This window comes from Leptotrichia buccalis C-1013-b (assembly GCF_000023905.1).
GTDB lineage: Bacteria > Fusobacteriota > Fusobacteriia > Fusobacteriales > Leptotrichiaceae > Leptotrichia > Leptotrichia buccalis.
In genome coordinates, this window is the sequence record NC_013192.1 from 971,100 (window position 1) to 993,714 (window position 22,615).

At 30.3% G+C, this 22,615-nt stretch carries 13 protein-coding genes and 1 pseudogene; 1 reads left to right on the forward strand and 13 read right to left on the reverse strand.

Features of this window, described 5'->3' with window-relative positions; genetic code table 11:
- The first annotated feature begins 313 nt into the window (after nucleotides 1–313).
- Complete coding sequence (locus LEBU_RS04460) at nucleotides 314–8,809, forward strand: autotransporter-associated N-terminal domain-containing protein (RefSeq protein ID WP_015769142.1); 8,496 nt, start codon at nucleotides 314–316, stop codon at nucleotides 8,807–8,809.
- Between the two features lie 704 nt (nucleotides 8,810–9,513).
- On the opposite strand, the gene LEBU_RS04465 is transcribed toward LEBU_RS04460, so the two are convergent.
- From LEBU_RS04465 to LEBU_RS04520, 13 genes and pseudogenes are all read right to left on the reverse strand, one after another.
- Entirely contained in the window at nucleotides 9,514–9,810 is a 297-nt protein-coding gene (locus tag LEBU_RS04465; RefSeq protein ID WP_015769143.1) for an AAA family ATPase, read from the reverse strand.
- A gap of 208 nt (nucleotides 9,811–10,018) precedes the next feature.
- The gene (locus LEBU_RS12430; protein ID WP_041760531.1) at nucleotides 10,019–10,357 is read right to left on the reverse strand and encodes an ImmA/IrrE family metallo-endopeptidase; all 339 of its coding nucleotides are present in this window, start codon (nucleotides 10,355–10,357) and stop codon (nucleotides 10,019–10,021) included.
- A 248-nt stretch (nucleotides 10,358–10,605) separates the two neighbouring features.
- Nucleotides 10,606–10,884: an autotransporter domain-containing protein gene (locus LEBU_RS12145; protein ID WP_041760534.1), complete on the reverse strand. Its 279-nt coding sequence runs from the start codon at nucleotides 10,882–10,884 to the stop codon at nucleotides 10,606–10,608.
- Nucleotides 10,885–11,044: 160 nt separating this feature from the next.
- Complete coding sequence (locus LEBU_RS12150) at nucleotides 11,045–11,278, reverse strand: hypothetical protein (RefSeq protein WP_238974511.1); 234 nt, start codon at nucleotides 11,276–11,278, stop codon at nucleotides 11,045–11,047.
- A gap of 399 nt (nucleotides 11,279–11,677) precedes the next feature.
- Nucleotides 11,678–12,166 carry a permuted SH3 domain-containing protein gene (locus tag LEBU_RS12155; protein ID WP_238974512.1) on the reverse strand — a complete coding sequence of 163 codons (489 nt, stop codon included), beginning with the start codon at nucleotides 12,164–12,166 and terminating at the stop codon, nucleotides 11,678–11,680.
- A gap of 179 nt (nucleotides 12,167–12,345) precedes the next feature.
- Nucleotides 12,346–12,861 (reverse strand): HlyD family secretion protein, encoded by a 516-nt coding sequence (locus LEBU_RS12160; RefSeq protein WP_238974513.1) that lies wholly within the window; start codon nucleotides 12,859–12,861, stop codon nucleotides 12,346–12,348.
- Nucleotides 12,862–12,980: 119 nt separating this feature from the next.
- Nucleotides 12,981–15,609: pseudogene (locus LEBU_RS04490) on the reverse strand (acetate and sugar kinases/Hsc70/actin family protein).
- An 85-nt stretch (nucleotides 15,610–15,694) separates the two neighbouring features.
- On the reverse strand, nucleotides 15,695–16,774 hold the full coding sequence (locus LEBU_RS04495) for a hypothetical protein (protein WP_015769144.1): 1,080 nt from the start codon (nucleotides 16,772–16,774) through the stop codon (nucleotides 15,695–15,697).
- 15 nt (nucleotides 16,775–16,789) lie between these two features.
- A complete protein-coding gene (locus tag LEBU_RS04500) occupies nucleotides 16,790–18,088 on the reverse strand; it encodes a PAAR-like protein (RefSeq protein ID WP_015769145.1) in 1,299 nt (432 codons plus the stop codon).
- A gap of 5 nt (nucleotides 18,089–18,093) precedes the next feature.
- Nucleotides 18,094–19,161, reverse strand: coding sequence for an SEL1-like repeat protein (locus tag LEBU_RS04505; RefSeq protein ID WP_015769146.1), 1,068 nt, complete (start codon nucleotides 19,159–19,161; stop codon nucleotides 18,094–18,096).
- Nucleotides 19,161–19,964 carry a hypothetical protein gene (locus LEBU_RS04510; RefSeq protein WP_015769147.1) on the reverse strand — a complete coding sequence of 268 codons (804 nt, stop codon included), beginning with the start codon at nucleotides 19,962–19,964 and terminating at the stop codon, nucleotides 19,161–19,163. Before LEBU_RS04510 ends, LEBU_RS04505 begins: the two co-directional genes overlap by 1 nt.
- Before the next feature lie 8 nt (nucleotides 19,965–19,972).
- Nucleotides 19,973–21,643 (reverse strand): hypothetical protein, encoded by a 1,671-nt coding sequence (locus LEBU_RS04515; protein WP_015769148.1) that lies wholly within the window; start codon nucleotides 21,641–21,643, stop codon nucleotides 19,973–19,975.
- 46 nt (nucleotides 21,644–21,689) lie between these two features.
- Nucleotides 21,690–22,553: a protein kinase domain-containing protein gene (locus tag LEBU_RS04520; protein WP_015769149.1), complete on the reverse strand. Its 864-nt coding sequence runs from the start codon at nucleotides 22,551–22,553 to the stop codon at nucleotides 21,690–21,692.
- Nucleotides 22,554–22,615 lie beyond the last annotated feature (62 nt).

The window sequence follows — 22,615 nt, forward strand, 5'->3', positions numbered from 1 at the left end:
TATTGTTCCAATTTAAAAATTGTTTTAATATAAATTAATTTAAAATAAATATACTTCAAATTTGAAATTATTATAAAAATACTATTGACAAATTTTTTAAATTTGATAAAATTATAAGGTACAAATTTTTTTAAGACTTTACCTATTTTTTATAAAAAACAAATATTTTTCAGGAATATCAAATAAAATACAGATAAAAATAATAGAAAAATATTATAATTATTGGATTTAATTGATTTAATATTAGAAAAATTATAGAAAATAAAGTGTAGTTAAAAAATATAGAACATACTATCAAAGGAGAAATATTTAAATGACAAATAATCTTAGGAAAATATCGCAGGATTTACGTGCGTTTGCAAAAAGAACAAAAAATTTCAAGTATACAGAATCGGCATTAATTGCATTTTTAATGTCAGGAATGCTTTTTACTGCAAATAATTTGTTTGCGGCGCTATCAGAAGAAGAATCCAGCATAGAAAGTCAGAAACGTGTAATTTCTACATCTATAAAGGATATGAAGAAAAATTTTAAAAAAGTTAAGGCTGAAAATAATAAATCAATAAGAAGTAAAAATTTAGAACTGATCCAATTAATGGAACAGGGAGATCATGTTGTAAAATCGCCTTGGAACAGCTGGCAATATGGGGAAAATTATTTCTACAATGACTGGCATGGAACTTATAAGGGCAGAGGGGATAAAGAGAAAAAATATCCTTATGAAGGAGTTTTTGAAAGAGGAGACAGATATGAGAGAGCTGTAAATCCATTAAGTGACAAATATGAAGAAATGCCACTTGGATCAAGAAAAAACGCTGCTTCAAGCTCACAAAGAATGGGACTTGTTTCAGACTCATACGGACTTGTGGGAGTAAAACCTCTTTTAGAGCCAACAGTAGGATTTAACGTAAGTGTGGCGATAAGACCGAAACAAGTGCTGAAAGGGGCAATAACAATTGCGGATAAAACACCTGCAACACCTGCACAGCCAGAAACAATAATTTTTAACGCGCCTAATATAAGCGTAACAGCGCCAGCAGCGCCACAAGTGGAACCTGCACAAGTTACAATAAGCTCGTTGACAGTAACACCTCCGACGCTGCCTAGTATTACGTTGCCAACGCCACTTTCGTTTACACCGGCTTCACCAACAGTAAATGTAAGTATTCCAACTCCAAATTCTTTGCCAACGCTAAATTTTACAGCAACAGGTAATGGAGATGAATCATATATGTTAGGTGGAGGTCCTGGGACATGGACTTATACAAAAGGGGCTTCATATTATGCTCCAAGTGACAGGGCGGCAGTTGCACTTATGGGTCAGGTAAGTATGAGTTCGGGAACAGTTAGCTACACGGATTCAGGTATTACTATAAATGGAAATTTGACTGGATCAGGTTCAATGGGTGGAAGCTGGAGTTTTAGTGGAACTCATAGCGTAACAGGATTTACTGGACATGCGCTTATAAAAAATACTGGAGATTATACTTCAAATATAGACAATACAACTATAACCTTTAACAGATCGGGAGGTGCTAATTATGATGCATGGCTATTTCACACGGATGCCCATAATAGCAGCGTAGTATCTGCATTTGTCCTAGGAAGTGGAACAACAATTAATACAACGGGTAATAAATCTGTTGTATATACTTCTCAATTTCATAATGGAAATTTAAATGCTGAATTTACAAATAATGGAACTATTGATATGGGAGGTACTGAGAATATTGTATGGGTAGCATTGAATGAAAATGCAAGAAGCAGACATAAAGACAATATTTTCAGAAATGGCGGAACAATAAAGCTGAACAGTTCTAAAAATACGTTTGCATATATAGATATGCCGACTACTATAGGAGCTATTGGTGGAAGCTGGGGTGGAAAAGGAGTTCCAGCAGGTGGTTCTGCAGGTGGAACTAATGCAGGTAATAGTAACGGTTGGGAAATAATAAGTACAGGAACGTTAGATATAGGCGGGACTCAGAATACAGGAATATTTATAAATGACAGCTGGAAATACTGGAAGGCTAAGATTGAGCTTGCTGCTGGAGATAAAACTAAAATTTCGGGAACTAAAAATATAGGAACATATTTTAAAGGCTGGGCAGATGTCTCTACTTCAAAACTTAATATGCAAATGCCTGGAGATGAAAATGTGGGAATATACCTTGAATACGCAGGTACAGCAACAGATGATGAGTTTAAGTTCACAAGCGCTTCAACATTAGATTCAGAAGGCAAGAAAAATGTTTTGATATACAATAAGGCCAGTAAGGCTAATTTTGGAACAAATGTTAATTTAAAAGTTAATGGAAAAGAAAATGTTGGGATTGTTAATGAATCTGCACAAGATTTAGTAACTGCCGCAAAAATTGAAACCACAAAAAGCTCTGGGGAAGAATCAATTGGAATATACTCAAAAGGGACAGGTGCAACTACTAATACTGGAAATATAACTATGAAGGCTAAAAAAGTAAAAGGTATTGTAGCTGATAACTCAGGAACTATTAACAATAATGGTGGAACTATTGCTGTGGAAGGAGATGAGGTTGCAGGTGCAATTGCGATGGGGAATGGAACTGTAAATATTTCGACAGCTTCACCAAGCAATGCAACAACGATTACAGTAAAAGGAAAATCAGGACTCGGACTTTATGCAGAAAGCGGCGGTACAATTAATGCAGGTGATGTAGCAATTACAAGTTCTGGAGGTGCCGTAAATGTTTATTCTAATGGTGGGGATATTCATTTAAGCAAAAACAATAAAAAGACTACAGTAAATGTAGGAGCTGATTCACTTGGATTTATGAGAACGGGAAGTAAAAAGATAATATTTGATGGTGCTACAGAACTTAATGTTGCCACAGGCGGATCAGGATTTTATATAACAACATCTCCAGTTCCAACGACAGTTTCGTATCCTGTAAACATTGCTACAGAACTTACTACTGGATATTCGGGACTGAATAACTTGACTGCAAATATGAGTGCAGACTCGAACTTGGTAGTTGCTTCGTATGCACAAGCTAATTTATCTAATTTGGATCTTTCGGGATATGGTATGACTATAAATGGTACTGGGCATAAAGAATTTTTGTTGTACAGAAGTAAATTGACTCTTGATTCTCCAAAGACTTATAATGATTACAAAAAAATAGCATTATCCAGTTCATCAATTATTAATGATACAGCTATACAGACAGATAATGATGGTGTAAAACTTATGGCACAAGAAAATGATGGCGGTACTAATAAGTGGGTAACTCTGGAAAATAAGAAAACTATTGAACTAGGCGGAAAAAATTCGGTTGCGATGTATGCAAGTGATGGTACTATAAAAAATCATTCGGGTGCAACTATCACAATGAAAAAAGAAGGATCTGCCGCAATCTTTGGAAAGAATACAGGAAAAGGTGATACAGAGATTATAAATGATGGAGATATCCAGATTGGAGAAAAATCTGTAGGACTTTTTGCTGAAGATTATACTGAAAAGAATCTTGAAAATGCAGGTAAAATTGCTATTGTTGGAGACAGCGGAATCGGAATGTACTACAAGGCAGGAACTTTGACGCAAGATGTAACAATGGAAAATAAATCTGGAGCGGAGATTAGTGGAACTGAATTAGGTGGAGCAACTCCAGCGACATCTGTAAAAAGAGTTGGAATGTATTCAGAAGCTAATAGTAACAGTAACAAACTAACAGCTAAAAACTCAGGAGATATAAAAATTCTTGGAGATGGAGCAAATTCCATAAGTGATGCTAATATAGGAATGTATACGAATGCAACTGCAGCAGGAACGAATCCATTGGAAAATGCAGGAACGATTGAACTTGGAAAATATGGAATCGGAATGTATGGATGGGAGCTGGATACCAGCGGAGATATTACAGTCGGAGATGGTGGAGTTGCCATTTATTCACAAGGCGGAGATGTCAATATGGTTGCGTCTGGAACTAAAAAGATAAAAGTTGGGAAAGATGCAAGAGGAGTTCTTATTGTAGGAGATGGTCAGACTGTTACAGCCACTAACTATGAATATGAAATTGGAGATGGGTCTTACGGATTTGTTAATAGAAATTCGGGATCAACAGGAAATACATTTACAATAAGTGGTGGAAAGGCTACATTAGGAAACAAAGGTAAATTTATTTACTCAAGTGATAAAAACGGAAATATCATAAACTCAACAGATATGGAAATGCTAAGTACTGCAACTGATGGAGAAAACTACGGTATTTATGCTACAGGAACTGTAACTAACAGCGGGAAAATAGAATTTACTAAAGGTAAAGGGAATGTAGGTATTTATTCTACAGAAGATGGAAACATAATAAACAGTGGAAATATTGAACTGGGAGAATCTGACGCTGCAAACAAAAAATACAGTATAGGAATTATAGCAAAACCTGGAAAAGTTACAAACAGCGGAACTATCAAGATTGGAGATTCAGCTAATTCAATTGACGGAAAAGACGGAATTGGGCTGTTTGCAGACAGTGAAAACGGGAAAAATGGAGAAATCATAAATACAGGAGCGATAACTACTGAAGGAGATTCAACAATTGGTGCTTATGCAAATGCAAGTTCAAAAATTAGTCTTGGTGCAGGTGGAGATATTACTGTAAAGGGAGATAAGACTACTGGATACTATATCGATCAAGGTACAGGAAGCAGCATTGATTCAGGTGTAAGCATAGATGTAACAGGAGATAATGCTAATGGTGTATTTGTAAATAAAGGTGGACTGACATACGAAGGGGATACGACTGTAACAGGTGATGGAGCTTACGGATTTGTTGCAGGTAAAAATTCTACTGTAACTGCTAATGGCGGAAGCGTTACCGTGTCAGGCGCTTCGGGATCTTCAAAAGCTACAACTGGAACTGATGGAAGAGGAACTGCAGGAGTTGTTGCATTGGCAGGGGCAAATCTGACTGGTGGAAAAATGAATGTAGATGCCGATGTTACAGATGAAGGTTCTGTAGGAATATATTCAGCTGGAAATCTTCAAATTGACAAGGCTGATATAAAAGCATACAATGGAGCAGTAAACTTCTTTGCTGATAATGGAGGAACTATCTCTGTTGGAAATAATGGTGGCTCAAGCACAGTTGTAACAGGAACTGGTACTGACAAGGGATCACTTCTGTTCTATACTCCTGGAGGAAAAGTACTTATAAACGGGCCTATGACCGCTACTATTGAAGGTGGAACTAAAGCTACTACCCGTGGTACTGCATTCTACTATACTGGTGGAGGGACATTAGGAAATATCGCTTCTTATACGGCATTGACACCTGGGAACGTTGCAACTTGGGCAAGAACTAACTATGGAGACGGTACAACAAGTACGCTTGGCAACTTGACATTAAATATGCAGGCTGATTCAAGACTGTTCCTGACTCAAAAAGTTAATATGAATTTGTCAAATACGTCAGTTTCAAATTTGTTTAGCGGTCTTGCCTCAACAGAAAAGCCGACAGTAGGAGGAAGCAACGATTATAGAAGATTTATGCTTTATCAAAGTCATTTGAATGTAGATCAGGCAGTAAATCTGGATAATCCAAGCGATGACTACAATCTGCTTGAAATCTCAAACTCAAGCATAACTAACAATAGCACGATAACAGGAACTCAAGATGGGCAAATTGGTATTGCGCAGGAAAACTCAGATCTGGCTACACCAAAATCTACAGTAACACTTATAAATAAAGGAACTATAGATTTGTCTGGTAAAAACTCAGCTGCAATTTATGGGAAAAATGCCATTGTTGTAAATGATACTGCAGGTATCATAAAGATAGCAAAAAGCTCGACAGGGCTATATGGATTGAGAAATACAGAGATTTATAACAAAGGAAATATCTCGGTAGGAAATAAATCGACAGGAATGTTCTATTCAGACGTATTTACAGATCCAGTAACAAGTGCCGTAACAATATACGATACAGAAACAGGGCTTCAAAATGTAGGTACAATAACTCTTGATGACGAAGAAGGAGTTGGAATGACATACGAACCTGGAAATATAACTGTTGCGCCAGTATTTGAAAATGCGGGGACAATTACAAGTACAAAAGATAAGAATGTCGGAATGTATGCAAAAGTCGCAAAAAATAATATTTCATACGACACAGTAAACAGCAAAGTAATCACATTTGGAGATTCTGCTTCGCTTGCTGACCCTAATGTGGCAATGTATACAAATGCAACTGGAACTGGTACAAATCCGCTTATAAATAATGGAGATATAACAATTGGAAAAAATGCCGTTGGAATATATGGATTTGAAGAAGTGAACAATAAAAACATAACTGTAGGCGATGGATCTGTCGCAATGTACTCTAAAGGAGGAACTGTTGACTTAAATTCAGGGACAATTAAGGTTGGAAAAAATGAAGCTGTTGGAGTGTATACAGTTGGGAGCGGACAGCAGATTACGAATACAGGAACAGCATTTGACATAGAGGATACTTCGTTCGGATTTGTAAATGTTGGAACAGGGAATACAATTGAAAGCAATATTTCAGATGTGACACTGAAGAATGATTCAGTTTATGCATATTCAAATGATAATACTGGAGTAATTAGAAATAATACAAATTTGACAGCAGTAGGTACGAGTGGAAATAATTATGGTATTTATGCTGCTGGGACAATTGAAAATAGTGCGAACATTGATTTTAATACAGGAATTGGAAACGTTGGAGTTTATTCTGTAAATAATGGACTTGCTAGAAATAGTGGTACAATATCTGTTGGAGCCTCTGATCCAATTAACAAGGTATTCAGTGTTGCAATGGCCGCTGGATATATAGGAGATTCAAGTACGCCTGCAACTACTGGAAATATTGAGAACAACGGAACGATCAATGTAAATGGAAAATACAGTATTGGAATGTATGGTGTTGGAGAAGGAACAACTGTTACAAATAATCATGATATTATTTTGAATGCCAATAGTACAATAGGTATTTACGTTGAAGAAGGTGCAAAGGCTATAAATAATGGAATAATAAAAACTGGAACAAGTGGTTTGTCAGGAGTTACTGGAGTTGTACTAAGTAAGAATTCAACGCTTGAAAACAACAATACAATAGATATTGATTCAAGATCAGGAGTTGGAGTATATCTAAAAGGTGGAACGATAATAAACAGAGGTACTATAAATGTTGCTGGAAAAGGTGCAGTGGAAGAATATGATATGACTAAAAATGCCACATCAAAACCTATGGGTGATGTAATAATTGACGCACCTGCAGGATCACCAACAGCTAAAATTATAGTAGCTGGAAAAGGTGAAGTTCAACCTACATTAGTCACAACTACAGCAGAAAACCCAATAACAGTATCAGCTTCAAGTATAGGACTTTATGTTGATACTTCAAGCAAAAATTACACACGGTCAATTGACAACTTGGGAGCATTGACAAGTGAAGCTGATTTAATAATAGGAGTAGAAGCGGCAGAAAATACATCAAGCAAATATATTCAAATAAATGACAGAAATATTTTGGATACATACAATAGAACAATTGTTTATGGTGGAGTTTCAAAATGGAATGTCTATTCAGGAGCATTAACTTGGATGGCTACACCGACTCTTGATCCTGATACAGGAGAAATCACAAATCTCTATATGGCTAAGGCTTCGTATACAAACTGGGCTACAAATAGTAAGGTAACTCCAACAAAAGTTACAGATACGTATAATTTTGCTGATGGATTGGAACAAAGATACGGTATAAAAGCTCTGGGAACAAGAGAAAACCAAATCTATCAAAAATTAAATTCAATCGGAAACAATGAGGAAATACTATTATATCAAGCATTTGATGAAATGATGGGACATCAGTATGGAAATCTGCAACAAAGAATTAATGCAACAGGAAACCTTCTGGACAAGGAATTCAATCATCTTAGAAAAGACTGGAGAAAGCCATCTAAACAGAACAGCAAAATAAAAGTATTTGGCATGAGAGATGAGTATAATTCAGATACTGCAGGAGTTATCAATTATACAAGTAATGCTTATGGAGTGGCATATGTTCACGAAAACGATACCGTTAAACTTGGAAATTCTAGTGGATGGTATGCAGGAGCTGTAACAAACAGATTTAGGTTCAAAGATATTGGAAATTCAAGAGAAAATCAGACAATATTAAAAGCCGGAATATTTAAGACAATGTCGCCTTCCGGAGATTATAACGGTTCATTGAGATGGACAGTTTCAGGAGATATGTTTGCTGGGATTAATGATATGAAACGTAGATATCTAGTTGTCGATGAGATATTTCAGGCCAAATCGGATTATTATTCTTATGGTGCTGCGATAAAGAATGAACTTGGATATGATATAAGATTGAGCCAGAGAACACATTTACGTCCTTATGGAGCATTAAAGATGGAATACGGAAGATTTAACAACATAAAAGAAGACAGAGGGGAAATGCGTCTAGAAGTAAAAGGAAACGACTACTTTTCAGTTAAACCTGAAGTTGGAATGGAATTCAGATATGTTCAGCCATTGGCAGTAAGAACAAATTTATCGGTAGGATTGACAGCAGCTTATGAAAATGAATTAGGAAAAGTTGGAGAAAATAACAACAAGGCAAGAGTGAGATATACAAGTGCCGACTGGTTTGGAATAAGAGGTGAAAAGGATGACAGAAAAGGAAGCGGTAAGTTTGACTTGAATATTGGAGTTGATAATACAAGATTTGGAGTAACTGCTAATATTGGATATGATACGAAAGGGAAAAATACTCGAGGTGGAATAGGTTTCAGAGCTGTTTATTAATTTGACAGTTCAGAAAATATTTAAAAATAGGAAACAGTGAGATTCTATATGAGTCTTGCTGTTTTTTAATTTAGAAGAGATTTAGGAAATATATTTGAATTTATTAAAAATATGTGTAAATTTTTTAATAAATTCGTGATTTAAATTGGGTTTAGTATTAGTATTAATATTATAAAAATAAATAAAAAAGAACTATCTCTAATTTTAGAAATAATTCCTTAAATAAATAATAATTTTGTTGACAATTTTGTGTAATTTTTAAAAATAATTATTTAATGTTATTTTCAATCATTTTTTCAACAAGATTTCTAGCATGATCTCCAATTCTTGTAAAGTGATATGAGAGTTATTATAATATAAACACCTTATTTTTCAGCATTTATTTCAAATTATAATATAATATTTTATGTAAAATGGATTTTTAAAATTTATATTGTCCCCAAATTGTCTCCAATATTAATTATATTATTTTTACTTTTTACTCCCAAATTTCACTTTTTTATTAGGCTGTGTCTGAAAACTCAAAATCTATGTTATATTTAATGTTTTTTTGATTTTATAAATTATACAAATCACGATAAAATCAGTATTTATTATTTTTGATTTTGGAAAAATTTATTAAAAATTCATCATTTTGATAGTTTTCAGACACGCCCTAATTTTTATCTAAAAATTCAGAATCTATGTTATTTCTTTATTTTTATTTACTGACAATCATAAAATGCTATCTCAAGTTTCAAGATATTCTTTATGTCTCTATCCTTTGAACTCCTCTCTTTTTCAGTTTTAGATATTTTTAAATTTTTAAAAAGTTTTCTGTTCTCATGTTTATTATTTTCAACATCAAAAAAATATTTAAGCATTGATATATTTAAAGTTTTTCCAAATCTTCTTGGTCTTATAAAAAGTGTTACAGGATCTCGATTTTCAAGTATTTCTTCTATATAATAGCAATTTATTCGTATAATACTTAAAAATTTACTTCTTTCACTGTACTCCATAATTCTATTCTCCATTATATTTTTTATATACATTATAAGTATTTTTTTTTATTTCCCCAAAATAGACTCGAATGATTTTTTGCTTTTTTCTCTCTTAAATTTGTTTAAACTCTTCTTTTTCTGTATTTATATTTATTTTTTTAATTTGTAATTTTTAAAATATCTTACAAATAATTTAGCCTCTTTTTCCATTAAATTATGATATTTATCAGCTTCTCCGGTTTAATAAATATTGCTTGTGTAACATAAAATGTCCAAATTCATGTATCAGAATATTAATTTCTTCTTGGGGAGATAACCCTTTTCTTAAAAAAATGAAACTTGTATTGTTTTCATCAATGAAAAAAGCACCTTTTAAATCAAAATTACCGTATAATATATAAATTTTGTAATGTTCACATAAAACATAAATATCTTTTGTATTATGGAGAATCATTAAAATCCTTATTTGTTTTTTTATATAGTTTTTCATAACTAAAATGTTTCTTATAGTTTTTAATAATATTGAAATTAGAACATATCCGAAAATAATATTTTGAACTTTCATACATACTCTATTTAAATTAAATAGTATTTAAAATTTAAAAAAATAATTTATTTCTAGAATAAAACTTTAATTTTTAAAAAATTGGTTAGAAAATTACTCTTAATCCAACTCCACCTTTAACATTTTTACCTTTAGTTTCATATCCAGCATTTACTGTTACTCCAAATCTTGTATTATCAATTCTGACATTCAAGTCAAATTTACCATTTCCATCTCTATCTTCTTTTTCACCTCTTATATCAAACCAGCTACCTTGTGTACCTTTTACTTTTACTTTTGTTTTGTTGTTTATACTTCCAGATTTCTGGTTTTATTGAGAAATAATCATTTCCTTTTACTTCCAGACGTATTTCTCCCCTGTTATTAAATCTTCCATATTCCATTTTTAAGTTTCCATGTGGTCTTAGATGTATTCTTTTGCTCATTCTTATATCATATCCTAATTCATTTTTAATTGCTGCACCATATGAATGATAATCAAACTTAACCTGGAATATTTCATCTACAACTAAGTATCTACGTTTCATGTCGTTAGCAAATCCATCTCCACCAATTGTCCATTGTAATGCTCCATTATAATCTACTTTTTTGACATTGTTTTGAACACTCCGGCTTTAAGCATTGTTTGATTTTCTTTAGAATTCCAATATCTTTAAATTTGAATCTGTTTGTTATAACTCCTGCATATCATCTGCTTGAGCTATCCATCTTGATTTTTTCATTTTCATTAACATCGCCTACTCCGTAAGCATTACTTATATATATTCTAGCAGTATTGGAATTATATTCAGCTCTTATTCTAAATATTTTTATTTTATTATTCTGTTTTGAAGATTTTCGTAAATGATTAAATTCTTTGTCTAAAGTATTTTCAGATGAGTTAATTCTTTGTTGTAAATTTCCATATTGATGTCCCATCATTTCATCTACTGCTTGTGCAAAAATATTCGCTTCTCCACTTGTTATTCCATTTAATTAAACAAATAAAATTGAAATCTAGCCATAGCTGCAGGATTTGCGGTAATAAGCAATCCTGCAAAAATAAAGAAAAAAATAATAAAAATAGTAAAAACTGTTATTAAACAAAATAATCTACTAATACTAAATCCCATCATAAAATAGTACACAATTCAAAATTTATTAAACATTCGTTATTTAAATGGGAGATAGTATAGGTTGTTTTCTATCAAAAGAATACAGGTGAATAATTTCAAATTATTTTTTATTTACCTATATTCAAAATCCATCGGATTAACTGAATTTCCATTAAAAAATACAAATAAAACTAAGACAATCGAATATGCCGATATTTTTAGAATACTATTTTTCATTTCTTTTCAACCTTATTATTTCAGCTTCATTTTTCTCTATATCTTTTTTCTTTTGTTCGTTTTCCCTTTGTAATTTTTCAAGCTCTTTTTCTTTATTTATCTTTATTTGCTTATAGTCTATCCTTTTTACAATTACATTATTTTTTATCTTATCATTGGGATTTACTACTATTTCCATTCCCTCTTTTATATTTTCACCAGAAATTTCTATTTTCTCTCCATTATTCATACCAACTAGAACTTCTTTTTCAGTAACTTTATTATTTTTATCTATCAAATAAATATAATATTTATCAGTTTTTCCATTTTTAGATTTTCGTTTAACTACAGCATTTATTGGTACAGTTATTACATTTTCCTTCTTCTTATGAATCAGTCTTATATTTACTTCCTGATTTAAACTTAAATTTTTAAAGTCTGAAGTTAAAAACTCCAGTGTTTTCAAGTTTTCTATACCTGTATCATTTATTTTATACAAAATAGCTTCATAGGAATTATTATTGTTTATTACACTAATACTTGCTGTATTTCCTACATTAACATATTGTAGCTGATTCTCTCTTACAGGTTCACTAACAATCTTAACATCCTGTATTTTTGCTAAAACTACTACTGGAGTTAACGAATTAGCATATTGTCCTTTTAAAGCATTTATTTTTACAATATAGCCATCAATTGGCTTATTATAGCTCTTCGTACTAATCCGCTTTCATTGTTTAGTTTTATCAATTCTCCTTCCAATGCTTTAATTTCTCCAGTAAGGTTGTTTATATCATTTGTAGTATCTGCTCCTTCACCATATTGATTTTTCAAAAATCTTAGTTGCGAATTTTTGACAGCTAGATTTTGTTTAAGCTCCTGCATTTTTGAATTTAAATCTCTTTCTTTGTAATCACTGAATTTAACTAAAATATCCCCCTTTTTTATCCTAGCACCTTCCTTAAAAAAAACATCATCAACTTGCAGCTGAACATCTAGTCCTATGGACACAAAATCTTTAGCTTCAACTTTACCTTTCATTTTCGTAAATATCTCTAAAGTTTCTCTTTTGGTAGTATCTGCCATATATTTTTCATTTATTCTCGGAGTACACATTCCAACCATTAATAAAATTACAAAAATTAAAATACAAGGTAATAACCAGATTATATTATCTTTTTTATTTATTATCAAAGTCTTCTCCTTTTTTTTTTTAACTATTAATTCAAAAAATATAATTTTTTTGAATTTTTTCTCTCTTTTTAAATTTGTCGCAATATATTATACAATCTATAATTTATAAAATATAGTTATTAATGTTCTCCGTCAAAATATGAAATTTCATTAAGATTATCTTCATAAGGGAAGTATTGTTTTTTCCCCAAATATAGCTGATCTCCGTGTCTTTGCACTGGCACTACATAAAATCCCCAATTGTTCATATCAGTATATATGAAAAATCTCACTACATTGTTTTCAATATTATCTGTTTCATTCTGAGTGAATATACCTGCATAACTTGGCAATATTTCTTCCGCATCCTTTTCTTCATATTCATCAATATTTTTATAAATCACCTCTTTTTTCAGCTCGTCTTCTGCATTGTGAACATATAATTTTAACTCCATTGCGGAACTGGACTTATCTATATAGCTTACAAGTATATTAGCTTTTCTTGAAGTTTTTAACATTTCAACTTTTTCTCCATTATATTTTTCAGCATACACAGAATACGGTACTAACGGCACTTCATTTTCTATATTTACATCCATATGTCCAAATCTCTTATAATCCAAGTACTTTATTGCTCCGTCAAGACAATTTAATTTTAATTCATAATCAATCCCTGTGGCTAAGTTCCTTATACTCTATCATTTTTCCAGGTACAAATTCCTTTAGAACTTCCTGAAATGTACTTATTTTTGTAGATTGTCCACTTAACTTGATTAATGAATATTCAAATAGCATACCTTCCTTGTAATAGGTATTCAAGAATTTTCTAAGCATTGAATAAATATCTGATTTTAATATCTTTTCTATTTCCTTTATAGTAAAAATTTCATCAGGAAATTTATTTATCGTTTTAAATTTATCATTTTCCATTATATGAATATTCCATGTTTTCAATTCTGTTATATGTAAATCTTTTTCTTTTTCCATAATTTTAGGAATGTCAAATCTTGTTCTCAATCTTCCGTCAGATGTAAAAAATTCTTTTTTCATATTTTCAGCGGCTTCCCACAGCATATAAAAATTATTCTTTATTTTTCTATATGATTCACTCATTTTATTTTCAAATTTTGAATATTTTGTAGGAATTATCTTTTCACTTTTTTCATATTCCTTATCTAAATTTTCAAATATTTTTTCTATTCCGTATTCATCTATAACTTTATAAATCATATCATTATCATATGGAATCAAGTCATTAACCGATATTTCATTATTTTCTGAATATTTCTCCGCAAGTACAACTTTCAAATATTGCATTAATCGGTATGTCAAATTATTTCCTCCAAAATTTTCATCCCCATTTTCAAAACTTGTCTTTATATCAAGTTTATACGAAATTTTTCCATTTTCAATCACATATTTACAAGCCGCAAGATCCGTTGTTCCTCCTCCACAGTCTATAATTAATGCACTGTATTCTTCGCCTTGTATATATCTTCCTTTTTTTATCTGATTTTCTATTGTGTTATACAGCACAGCTATCGCTTCATCCATAGCATTGTCTGTTATTATTTCATATTCATATTTCTTGCTGGTTACTTTTCCATCCTTCACATCAATAGAAAATATTTCCTGAAACATATTCAAAAACTGCTCCTTTAACCTTACTGGACTGGAAGCATGTATTTTTTTAAATTTACACTTAAACATATATTCGGCTCTTTTTACGATATATTTCAAATATGCCTTTATAATTTCTTTTCTTTCTACAAATCTTATATTTCCAAATTCATCATTTATTTTCTCCACTTCATCATGATCATGCACCCATTTCTTTAATCCGTAAAAAAGAGAGCCGTTTACAATGTAGTCATTCATTTCAAGTTTTTTAACCACATCATAGCCAAAAGAATATTTTATATTATTCTCATCACTGCAATCATCAACATAGGCTATTGTCGGCAATATTTCCCTGTATCTTCTTTCTCCGTCATTAAATTTTACATAATTTATTTCGTTTATTTTTATATTTCCATTCAGTATATCATTTGTCGGCAAATCCCTTACATAATTGGTATCCAGATATGCCCCAAGAGCAGTGTTAGAAGTTCCAAAATCTATACATAAAACTGTACTTGTTTCCTCTAGCTCCCTCACTTCAAAATTTTCAACATCGATTTTATAATAGTTTAATTTATAAGGATAGGTTGGTAAAGCATCATCTTTTTTTGTATTGTAAAATTTATAGATATGCTTTAAATCAGATGACTTGAAGAATAGAAATGAAAATTTATTATTTCTTAACTTTTCTACCCTTAAAAACTCTGTCTTGCATGTCAAATAATATTCATCATTTTTTTCAAGATCCTTCTCAAGATTAAATATTCCACAAACATAATTATTTGCATTTACCAAAAATACATTTGCATTCCCAATTTTATCAGGAATAATTATCTTATAGTTATCTTCCCTCGTCAAATTCAAATCTTTATACAAAATTATCTTGTGTGGTATCTTTATCTCGTTTTCGTGGTGAATTCTAACACTTAATTTATCATCAAACAGAGCCTGAACCATAGGAAGCCCATTTTCATTATATTTATTAATACTGTAATCTGGCCTTGCCCCTCTAAATTTTAACAGAATATTTATCAATTCCTCCCTAGTAGGATTCTCCAAATATATATCCACAAGTTTTTCCTCTACAGCAATCTGGTACATCTCGTTATACGACTTTCTTCTCAATTCGTCTTCATAAAATAATCTCATTTTCATTTTTCCCTTTCTTCATCAATTCAGTTTTTATAACAAAATTTCTCTCATTCTATCCTGAACCCCTTAATTTAAATTAAAACTACATATCAAAAATTTCCTCAAAAACCTTCAAAACCTCTTTTTCTGAAATATATATCCTATCTCTTTCCCCTTCGATAAGTTCCAAGAATTCTATCTTATTCGTTTCTATATACCATTTTAACGTCTTAAAAATTTTAGGCTTTTCTGAAAATACTATCCCATCCACAAAATTTTCAAATTCATATCTATCAATTTCCTTTTTGTGTACCAATTTATCCAAATATTCAAACAATTCTCCAACTGCCTCATCATACGCTCTTCCCTCATCTTTCTCATTTTCATCAAATCCTTCAAGTTCCAGCACTCTTTTAGTCGAAGTAGTTAAGTTATAAAATTTAATTTCCTTATCCACTTCTATCTTTTCAACAGTTTCTGTTTCCGTATTATAAATATAGTATCCCTTTATAAAAAAATCAAAATCAAATGGTTCTGTTTCAGGAAGTTCCAATATTTGTTTAAATCCGCTTTTAATCTGTTCAGGTGAACTTTTGCTTTCATCTAACCTTTCTTCAAAATTAATTTTTATTTTCTTTCTATGGACTTTTTTAGTAATGTAAGTCTTTAGTGTAGGTATGTTGTAACCTGAATAAATTTCAGGAGTTTTAGATTCAATTGTCTTATTTCCAATATCTTTTATTTCATCTATTTTAAATAGGTAAGGAAATATACTGGTTTCTTCCATTTCCTGTTCAAGATTTTCATATTTTAAACTTTCTTTCATTGCAAAAAGTATTTTATTAATAGCTTCAATTTTAGCTGGATATTTTCTGAAATAATCAAAAGTTTTCTCATTTAACTTTTTTAAAAAAACATCTTTATTTACTACATAAAACTTTTTATCTTCCAGTATTATTTCCAATGGATTAAAATATTCTTTAAGTTTATTATAAAAAGAAATATTAAAATTATTATCTGGAATATTTTCCTCTGTTTTCTCATCAACTTTTTTTAAAATCAATAATGAATTATCATCTTTTAAAGATATTTCATAATATCCTGTACTTTCATTTGTATTCAATATATCTTCATTATTTTTTATTATTTCTGAATCAGTGTAGATATAATTATTTATTTTCATTATCTATTGCCATCCTTATTTTTTTTCTTCTCTTTTATAATTTGGATTTTTTACCCTCGTTAAAAAGGGATTTTTAGCATATTCTATATTTACCATAAAATTATAATCTTCAGAATTTATTTTACCAATTTTTTTTTCAATTTGAGAATTCACAAGTGTTTTTGAAGTCTTTTTTGGCTCTAAATTAAAACCAACAATCTCCTTTTTTACATCTGCGTTTATTTCTATAGTATAATCTGGTAATTTGGGATTTTTTATATTGTTATTTTTCAGTTTAATATGTATTTTGCTATTTTCATTAATTAATTTTATATCTTCTTCTAAATTACTATAATTAAATTTGACCGAATCTTTATAATTCATTACAGGTGCTATCAAAAAGTCATTTGTTCCTACAACTACATTTGACCAGTAATTTAGATTTTCTTTGCTTACATTTTTTCCAAGAACTTTTGAACCTAGACTGATTGTTCCTTTACCCATATTCAATAATATATCTTCTCCTGTCCAAATATTAACCAAATCCCTTCCACCAGAAAATACAGAATAACCTCCAGCAACTACATTGCCATCTATTATTTCAATAATTCCACTTCCAATAGAAAAAGTTGGATAAATAGATTTTACAACTTTTTTTCCAGCTGGATTCCAACCAAAAGGAGAAAAAATTTTATCCCATTTCGCTTCTTCTATTTCAGGATCTTGTCCATTATCTGTAAATGTAATCTTGGCATCTGGAAATATTCCACAAACCAGTCTTGAGCCTTTTATCAAAACATTAGCACCATCTATAATTACATCATCTGAAAAATTTACCCATCCCAATATATGATTTTTTAATTCACAAGGCTTTCCACAATTAGCAGCACAATTAAGTCCTGGTTTTATTTCAAAATTTTCTGGTTTTAAATCAACAGTTGTTCCAGCCGCATCAATTCCCATCAAATAAACTTTTGCTTTAGGAACTTTAAAAGTAATCATATCATTAACTTCATCCTCATTGGTTGCTGAAAAATCAGGTTTCATTAAAACTATCTTACTTGATATATCCTGCACCATTGAACCAAATATCCCCATACTACATTTCATAGTTGCCCCATCACAAATAATAGTACTTTCATCTCCTTTCGCAACAGGAACTCTACCTAATTCAGCAATTTGATTATTAACAGCATCTCTGTTTATTTTATCTTTTTCTGCTTCTTCTTTTTTTCTAGCTTCTGCTTCTTTTATTGCTTCAGCTGTTTGTCTTCGGCTTCTCTCTAAACCTGACATACTTGAATCATACATTCCTTGATACTTCTCTCTAGCCATTAATATTATTTCTCCCTTTCTAATCTTTTTAACTCTTTCAATGCCTCTTTATCTCCTACTTCTGAAGCTTTTTTATACCATTTCATTGCATTTTCTTTATTCTCTAAAACTTCATATGCCAATCCTAAATTAAACATAGAACTTTTATGTCCTTTATTAGCAGCTATAAGATAGTATTTTACAGCAAGCTCGTGATAATATTTATATGTATTATTATGTCCTTCAAGACTAGAATAATGAAGCCCCAATGTATATGCCGATTTTACTTCCCCCATTTCAGCCCCTTTTTTTAAAAATTGAAAAGATTTTTCTTTATTTTTTAATCCGCCTTTTGCTTCATATAAAAGATATAATCCAAAATAACCATCTGGATTTCCTTCTTTTATCAATTCATTAAATATTGCTTCTGATTTTTTATAATTTTTTTTAGTTTTGTAGTACAAACCTGTATAATACTTACCATTTCCATCTTTAAAACCAAGCTCTTGAAATAATTTTGTCGCTTTATCATATTCACCCATTTTTCCATATAAAAGAGCAAGGTTGTGTTTAGCAGATTTTTGGTTCTTTTCTACTGCCATAAGATAATATTTTTTGGCTTCACCATAATTTTGCTTTTCATCAAAATATAATGCAAAATTATATATTTCATCAGGATTTTGTGTTTTTTCTATCGCTAATTTTTCCCATTTTTCATAATTAGGGTAATCTTTAATTCCATAATAATAATCTGCTAAATATCTTAATGCTTCAGGCTTATATTTTGCTAATTTTTCAAAATACATAATTCCAATTTCTGGATTTTTATCATAATTCATTTTAGCTATTGACAACATTGTTGTTAAATCATTTTCATTCATATTATCATTAATCTTAGCTAATTCTTCTTCAATTTTTTTCATAACATCGCCATTTATGTTAATCTTTTTTGTCTTTTGTATATCTTTCTGTTCATTTTTTTCTTCATTTTCTTTATATCTTTTCAAATGTAAATGAAAATTATAAAAACACATTGAAAAAAAAATTCCACAGAATAAAATAAATTTCATTAATTCCTTTTTTTTAATTATCATTATACCACATCTCCTATTTTATTCATTTCAAAAATTTCATATCGATTCCCTATTTTCAAATTTATAAAAATTTCAATTCTTTTAATTTTTTTATTTTCTTTTTTTAAATTTAACAAATAAGAAAATTCATAGTTTTTTACATCTGAATCATACTCACTTTTTATTTTTTGAATAAAATCTAACTTACCTATTTTTTCTTCATCTATTTCACCAATAATTTCAATATTCCCATTTTCTATTTTTTCTTTTATCTTTACAGGAATACTAAGATTATTTATAAACCCGTTCAAGTAAAATCCTTTTTCTGCCCTTGAAAATTCTTCATTTTTAAAATATGGATTCCCAAATAAACATTTTATTAATGCAGATTCATTTATTCCTGCAAAAAATTGGGTATCATCTTCCTTTTCTAAAACTTCTCTGATTTCTTTAAGTTCTTGTTTTAAACGATACCTATTTTTACAGGCTTCCTCTATAATTCCAAATCTATACAAAATATTATCTTTATTTATTGCCTTACAATAAAAACTTTCTGTATCTAAATAAAGTATTAATGAACTAAATATTTCAAACATAAACACATCGGGAGGTTCTATATTCATATTATTTCTTTTAACTTCTATATTTTCTTCCAAAAGATGAAATAATTCAAAGTTACCATTTTTTTCACTGCTATTTTTTAAATTTGTTAAATATACTTCTGAATTATATTCAAAAAGTTTATTATTTATTCGATTAAATCTATCTTTAAATCCTTTTTTTAGTTCAAATTTATATTTATCCATATAAATCGTATTCTCCATAAGCCCTCCTATCCATTAATCAGTACATTACTTCCGCCATTTACTACTGAAAAGCCGTTAGAATTTACTTCTGTATCTCCATTTGACTGTATGCTTGTATTTCCTTGTGAAGTTTGAGAAATATTTCCAGCTACAAGAGTTTTACTTCCTTCTACTATTTCTGTATAACTTTTTGCATTATTACTTATATTCCCAGCACTCTCTGAAATACTATCCGCACTTTCCGATATACTACTCGCACTCTGTGATATACTTTCTGCCGCCGTCGTTGACAAACTATTAGTCGCAAGCACCATATTAAAGTCCGAATCTCCAACATGATAATTCCTATTAGCCACATCAGTAAATCTACCATTCCCGTCATTATTCAAAGCTCCTATTACAAAAGCCTTTGTCTCATTTCCGTTTGGAAAATAAAGTGCTACTCTGTCATTTACTTCTGGTGCTGGTGTAAATCCTGTATTTGTCTGGCTATATGGTGTTACATATGGAAAATAACTTTTCCCAGCATACTTATCCTCAAAGGATTGCCCATTTTCTCCCAAATCTATAAGTCCTTCTGTTAAATTTAATGTCATAACTGCAATATCTTTTGTCTTGACTTTTTCTTTTGTATTTTCATTCTGATTATTTTCAGTTTTCTCTATATATTTATTAAGTGGTTTTGCTCCAATCTTTCTTCCCTCAAGATTATCCGAACTTCTATCACTTCTTCCGTGATTGCTCTTGCTTTCATCTGTTCTTGCAATATGCACTGTTCTTGCTTCTATTACTGCTCCTCTTATCTTTTCATGCGGTATTGGATCTACAAAGTAGTCTGTCTGTTTTCCAAGTATATATTCACATTTTAATGTGTTTCCCTCATTATAAATTTTATTTTCAAGAACATAGTAATCGTTTTCTACTTCTTCTCCTGACACTCTGTTTCTAGTCTTTAATTTTATTGGTGTCGCTACTGGATAAACTTCTGTCCCTGTTATTTTAAAATATGTTCTCTCTTCTTTTGTTCTTTTCCCAAATTGAGAATACTTTAAGTTTGGTGTCTGTGTTGGCATATTCTTAAAAAATCCTACAAATACCTTATCTGAGTATGCCATTACTGGCTGTCCTGTATACGATGCTATTCTTTTTAAATATTCCCAGTCTGTTTCATTATACTGGATTGTCATTCTTGGTACTAACTGCATATCTTCACCAACATTTACAATTTTTCCATCATTTGTACCGTAATTCCCATTTATTTCCTCCGCTATCGCTGAATATGTTAATGTCGGATCTTGAAATGAACGGTATCTCGGTATTCTATCCAAAAGAATACTTTTTGAAATTGCTGTAATTTCTACTGTCAAGGCTCCTGCTGTAGTTTCATTTATTTGAAGTTCTTTTATTACTCCATTTAGAAATATTTTTTCTGTTGAATTTCCAGTATTATCAGCAATATTACTTCTTCCCAGTATTTTTATCTCCTTATCCCCTTTTCTGTCTATCAAGGCATCGTATAAACTTAACTGGTTTACTGAACCAATATACTTTATTTTACCAATTGTATGTTCCCCTATCCTTGAATCAATTTCCAGTTTCATATCTCTCCAAAGTATCTGCTGTCCATCTATTTCTATTTTTATTCTTTCTGCCGAAAAAAACTCCACTGGTTTTTGGTTGTTTAAATTATTATTCATTTCATATCACTTCTTTCTCTTTAAAAATTTTTTCTTCCATACATTTCTAAATGTCCTTAAAATCTAATTTTTCAAATTCCGATTTCATTTCAACAACATTGTTAAATCTGCCCTTTATCTCTACTTCCATTCCCTTTTCAATAAATTTTCTTATATCCTCACTTATATCTTCATCAAAAATCAATTCAGGATTATAGAATCTTTTTAATACTTCATCTGGTTTCTTTTTAGTTATCATAAAATATAGTAATGCCGAAAGGCTATATATATCCGTTCTTTCATCATTTTCAGCTTTTAATGAGTACATTTCAAGGGGAGAGTATCCGTCTGTTACTTTTATATATGTTCCATTTTTTTCATCAAAATATATGCTTGATCCAAAATCTATTATTTTTATTTTATTTTTCTTATTGATTAATATATTTGAAGGCTTTACATCCCTATGAATTATTTTTTCGTTATGAATTTTTATAAATATATCTAAAATATCAAAATATATTTTTTTTATATCTTCACCTTTTACATTTTCTTCATTAAGTATATACTGTTTTAATGTTGGAAAATTAAAATATTCCTCGACAATATAAACTGTCTTATTTTCCTTAAAATAATCAAACAATTCAATTATTCTACTTTTAGAGTTTGAATCAAGTACATTATGCAGATGTGCCAATATTTCCGCTTCCCTGTCAAAACTTTCCTTTACTTCCTTTAATCTATCCTCATATTTTTTAGTAAAAACTTCCTGATTCGCTCCCCTGATAACTAGCTGTGATGGAAAACATTCTTTTATAACATATCTTTTTTTCTTGTTAAATGTTAAATATACATTTGAAAAATCACTTTCTGCAATCACCTGTTTTATTTCATATTTATTTTTCAACTTATAATTTACTGGTAAATAATTCATAAAAACTCCTTTTTTCTAATATTAAATTTTTATTTAATTAATAAGTTTATAATCAACCTTCT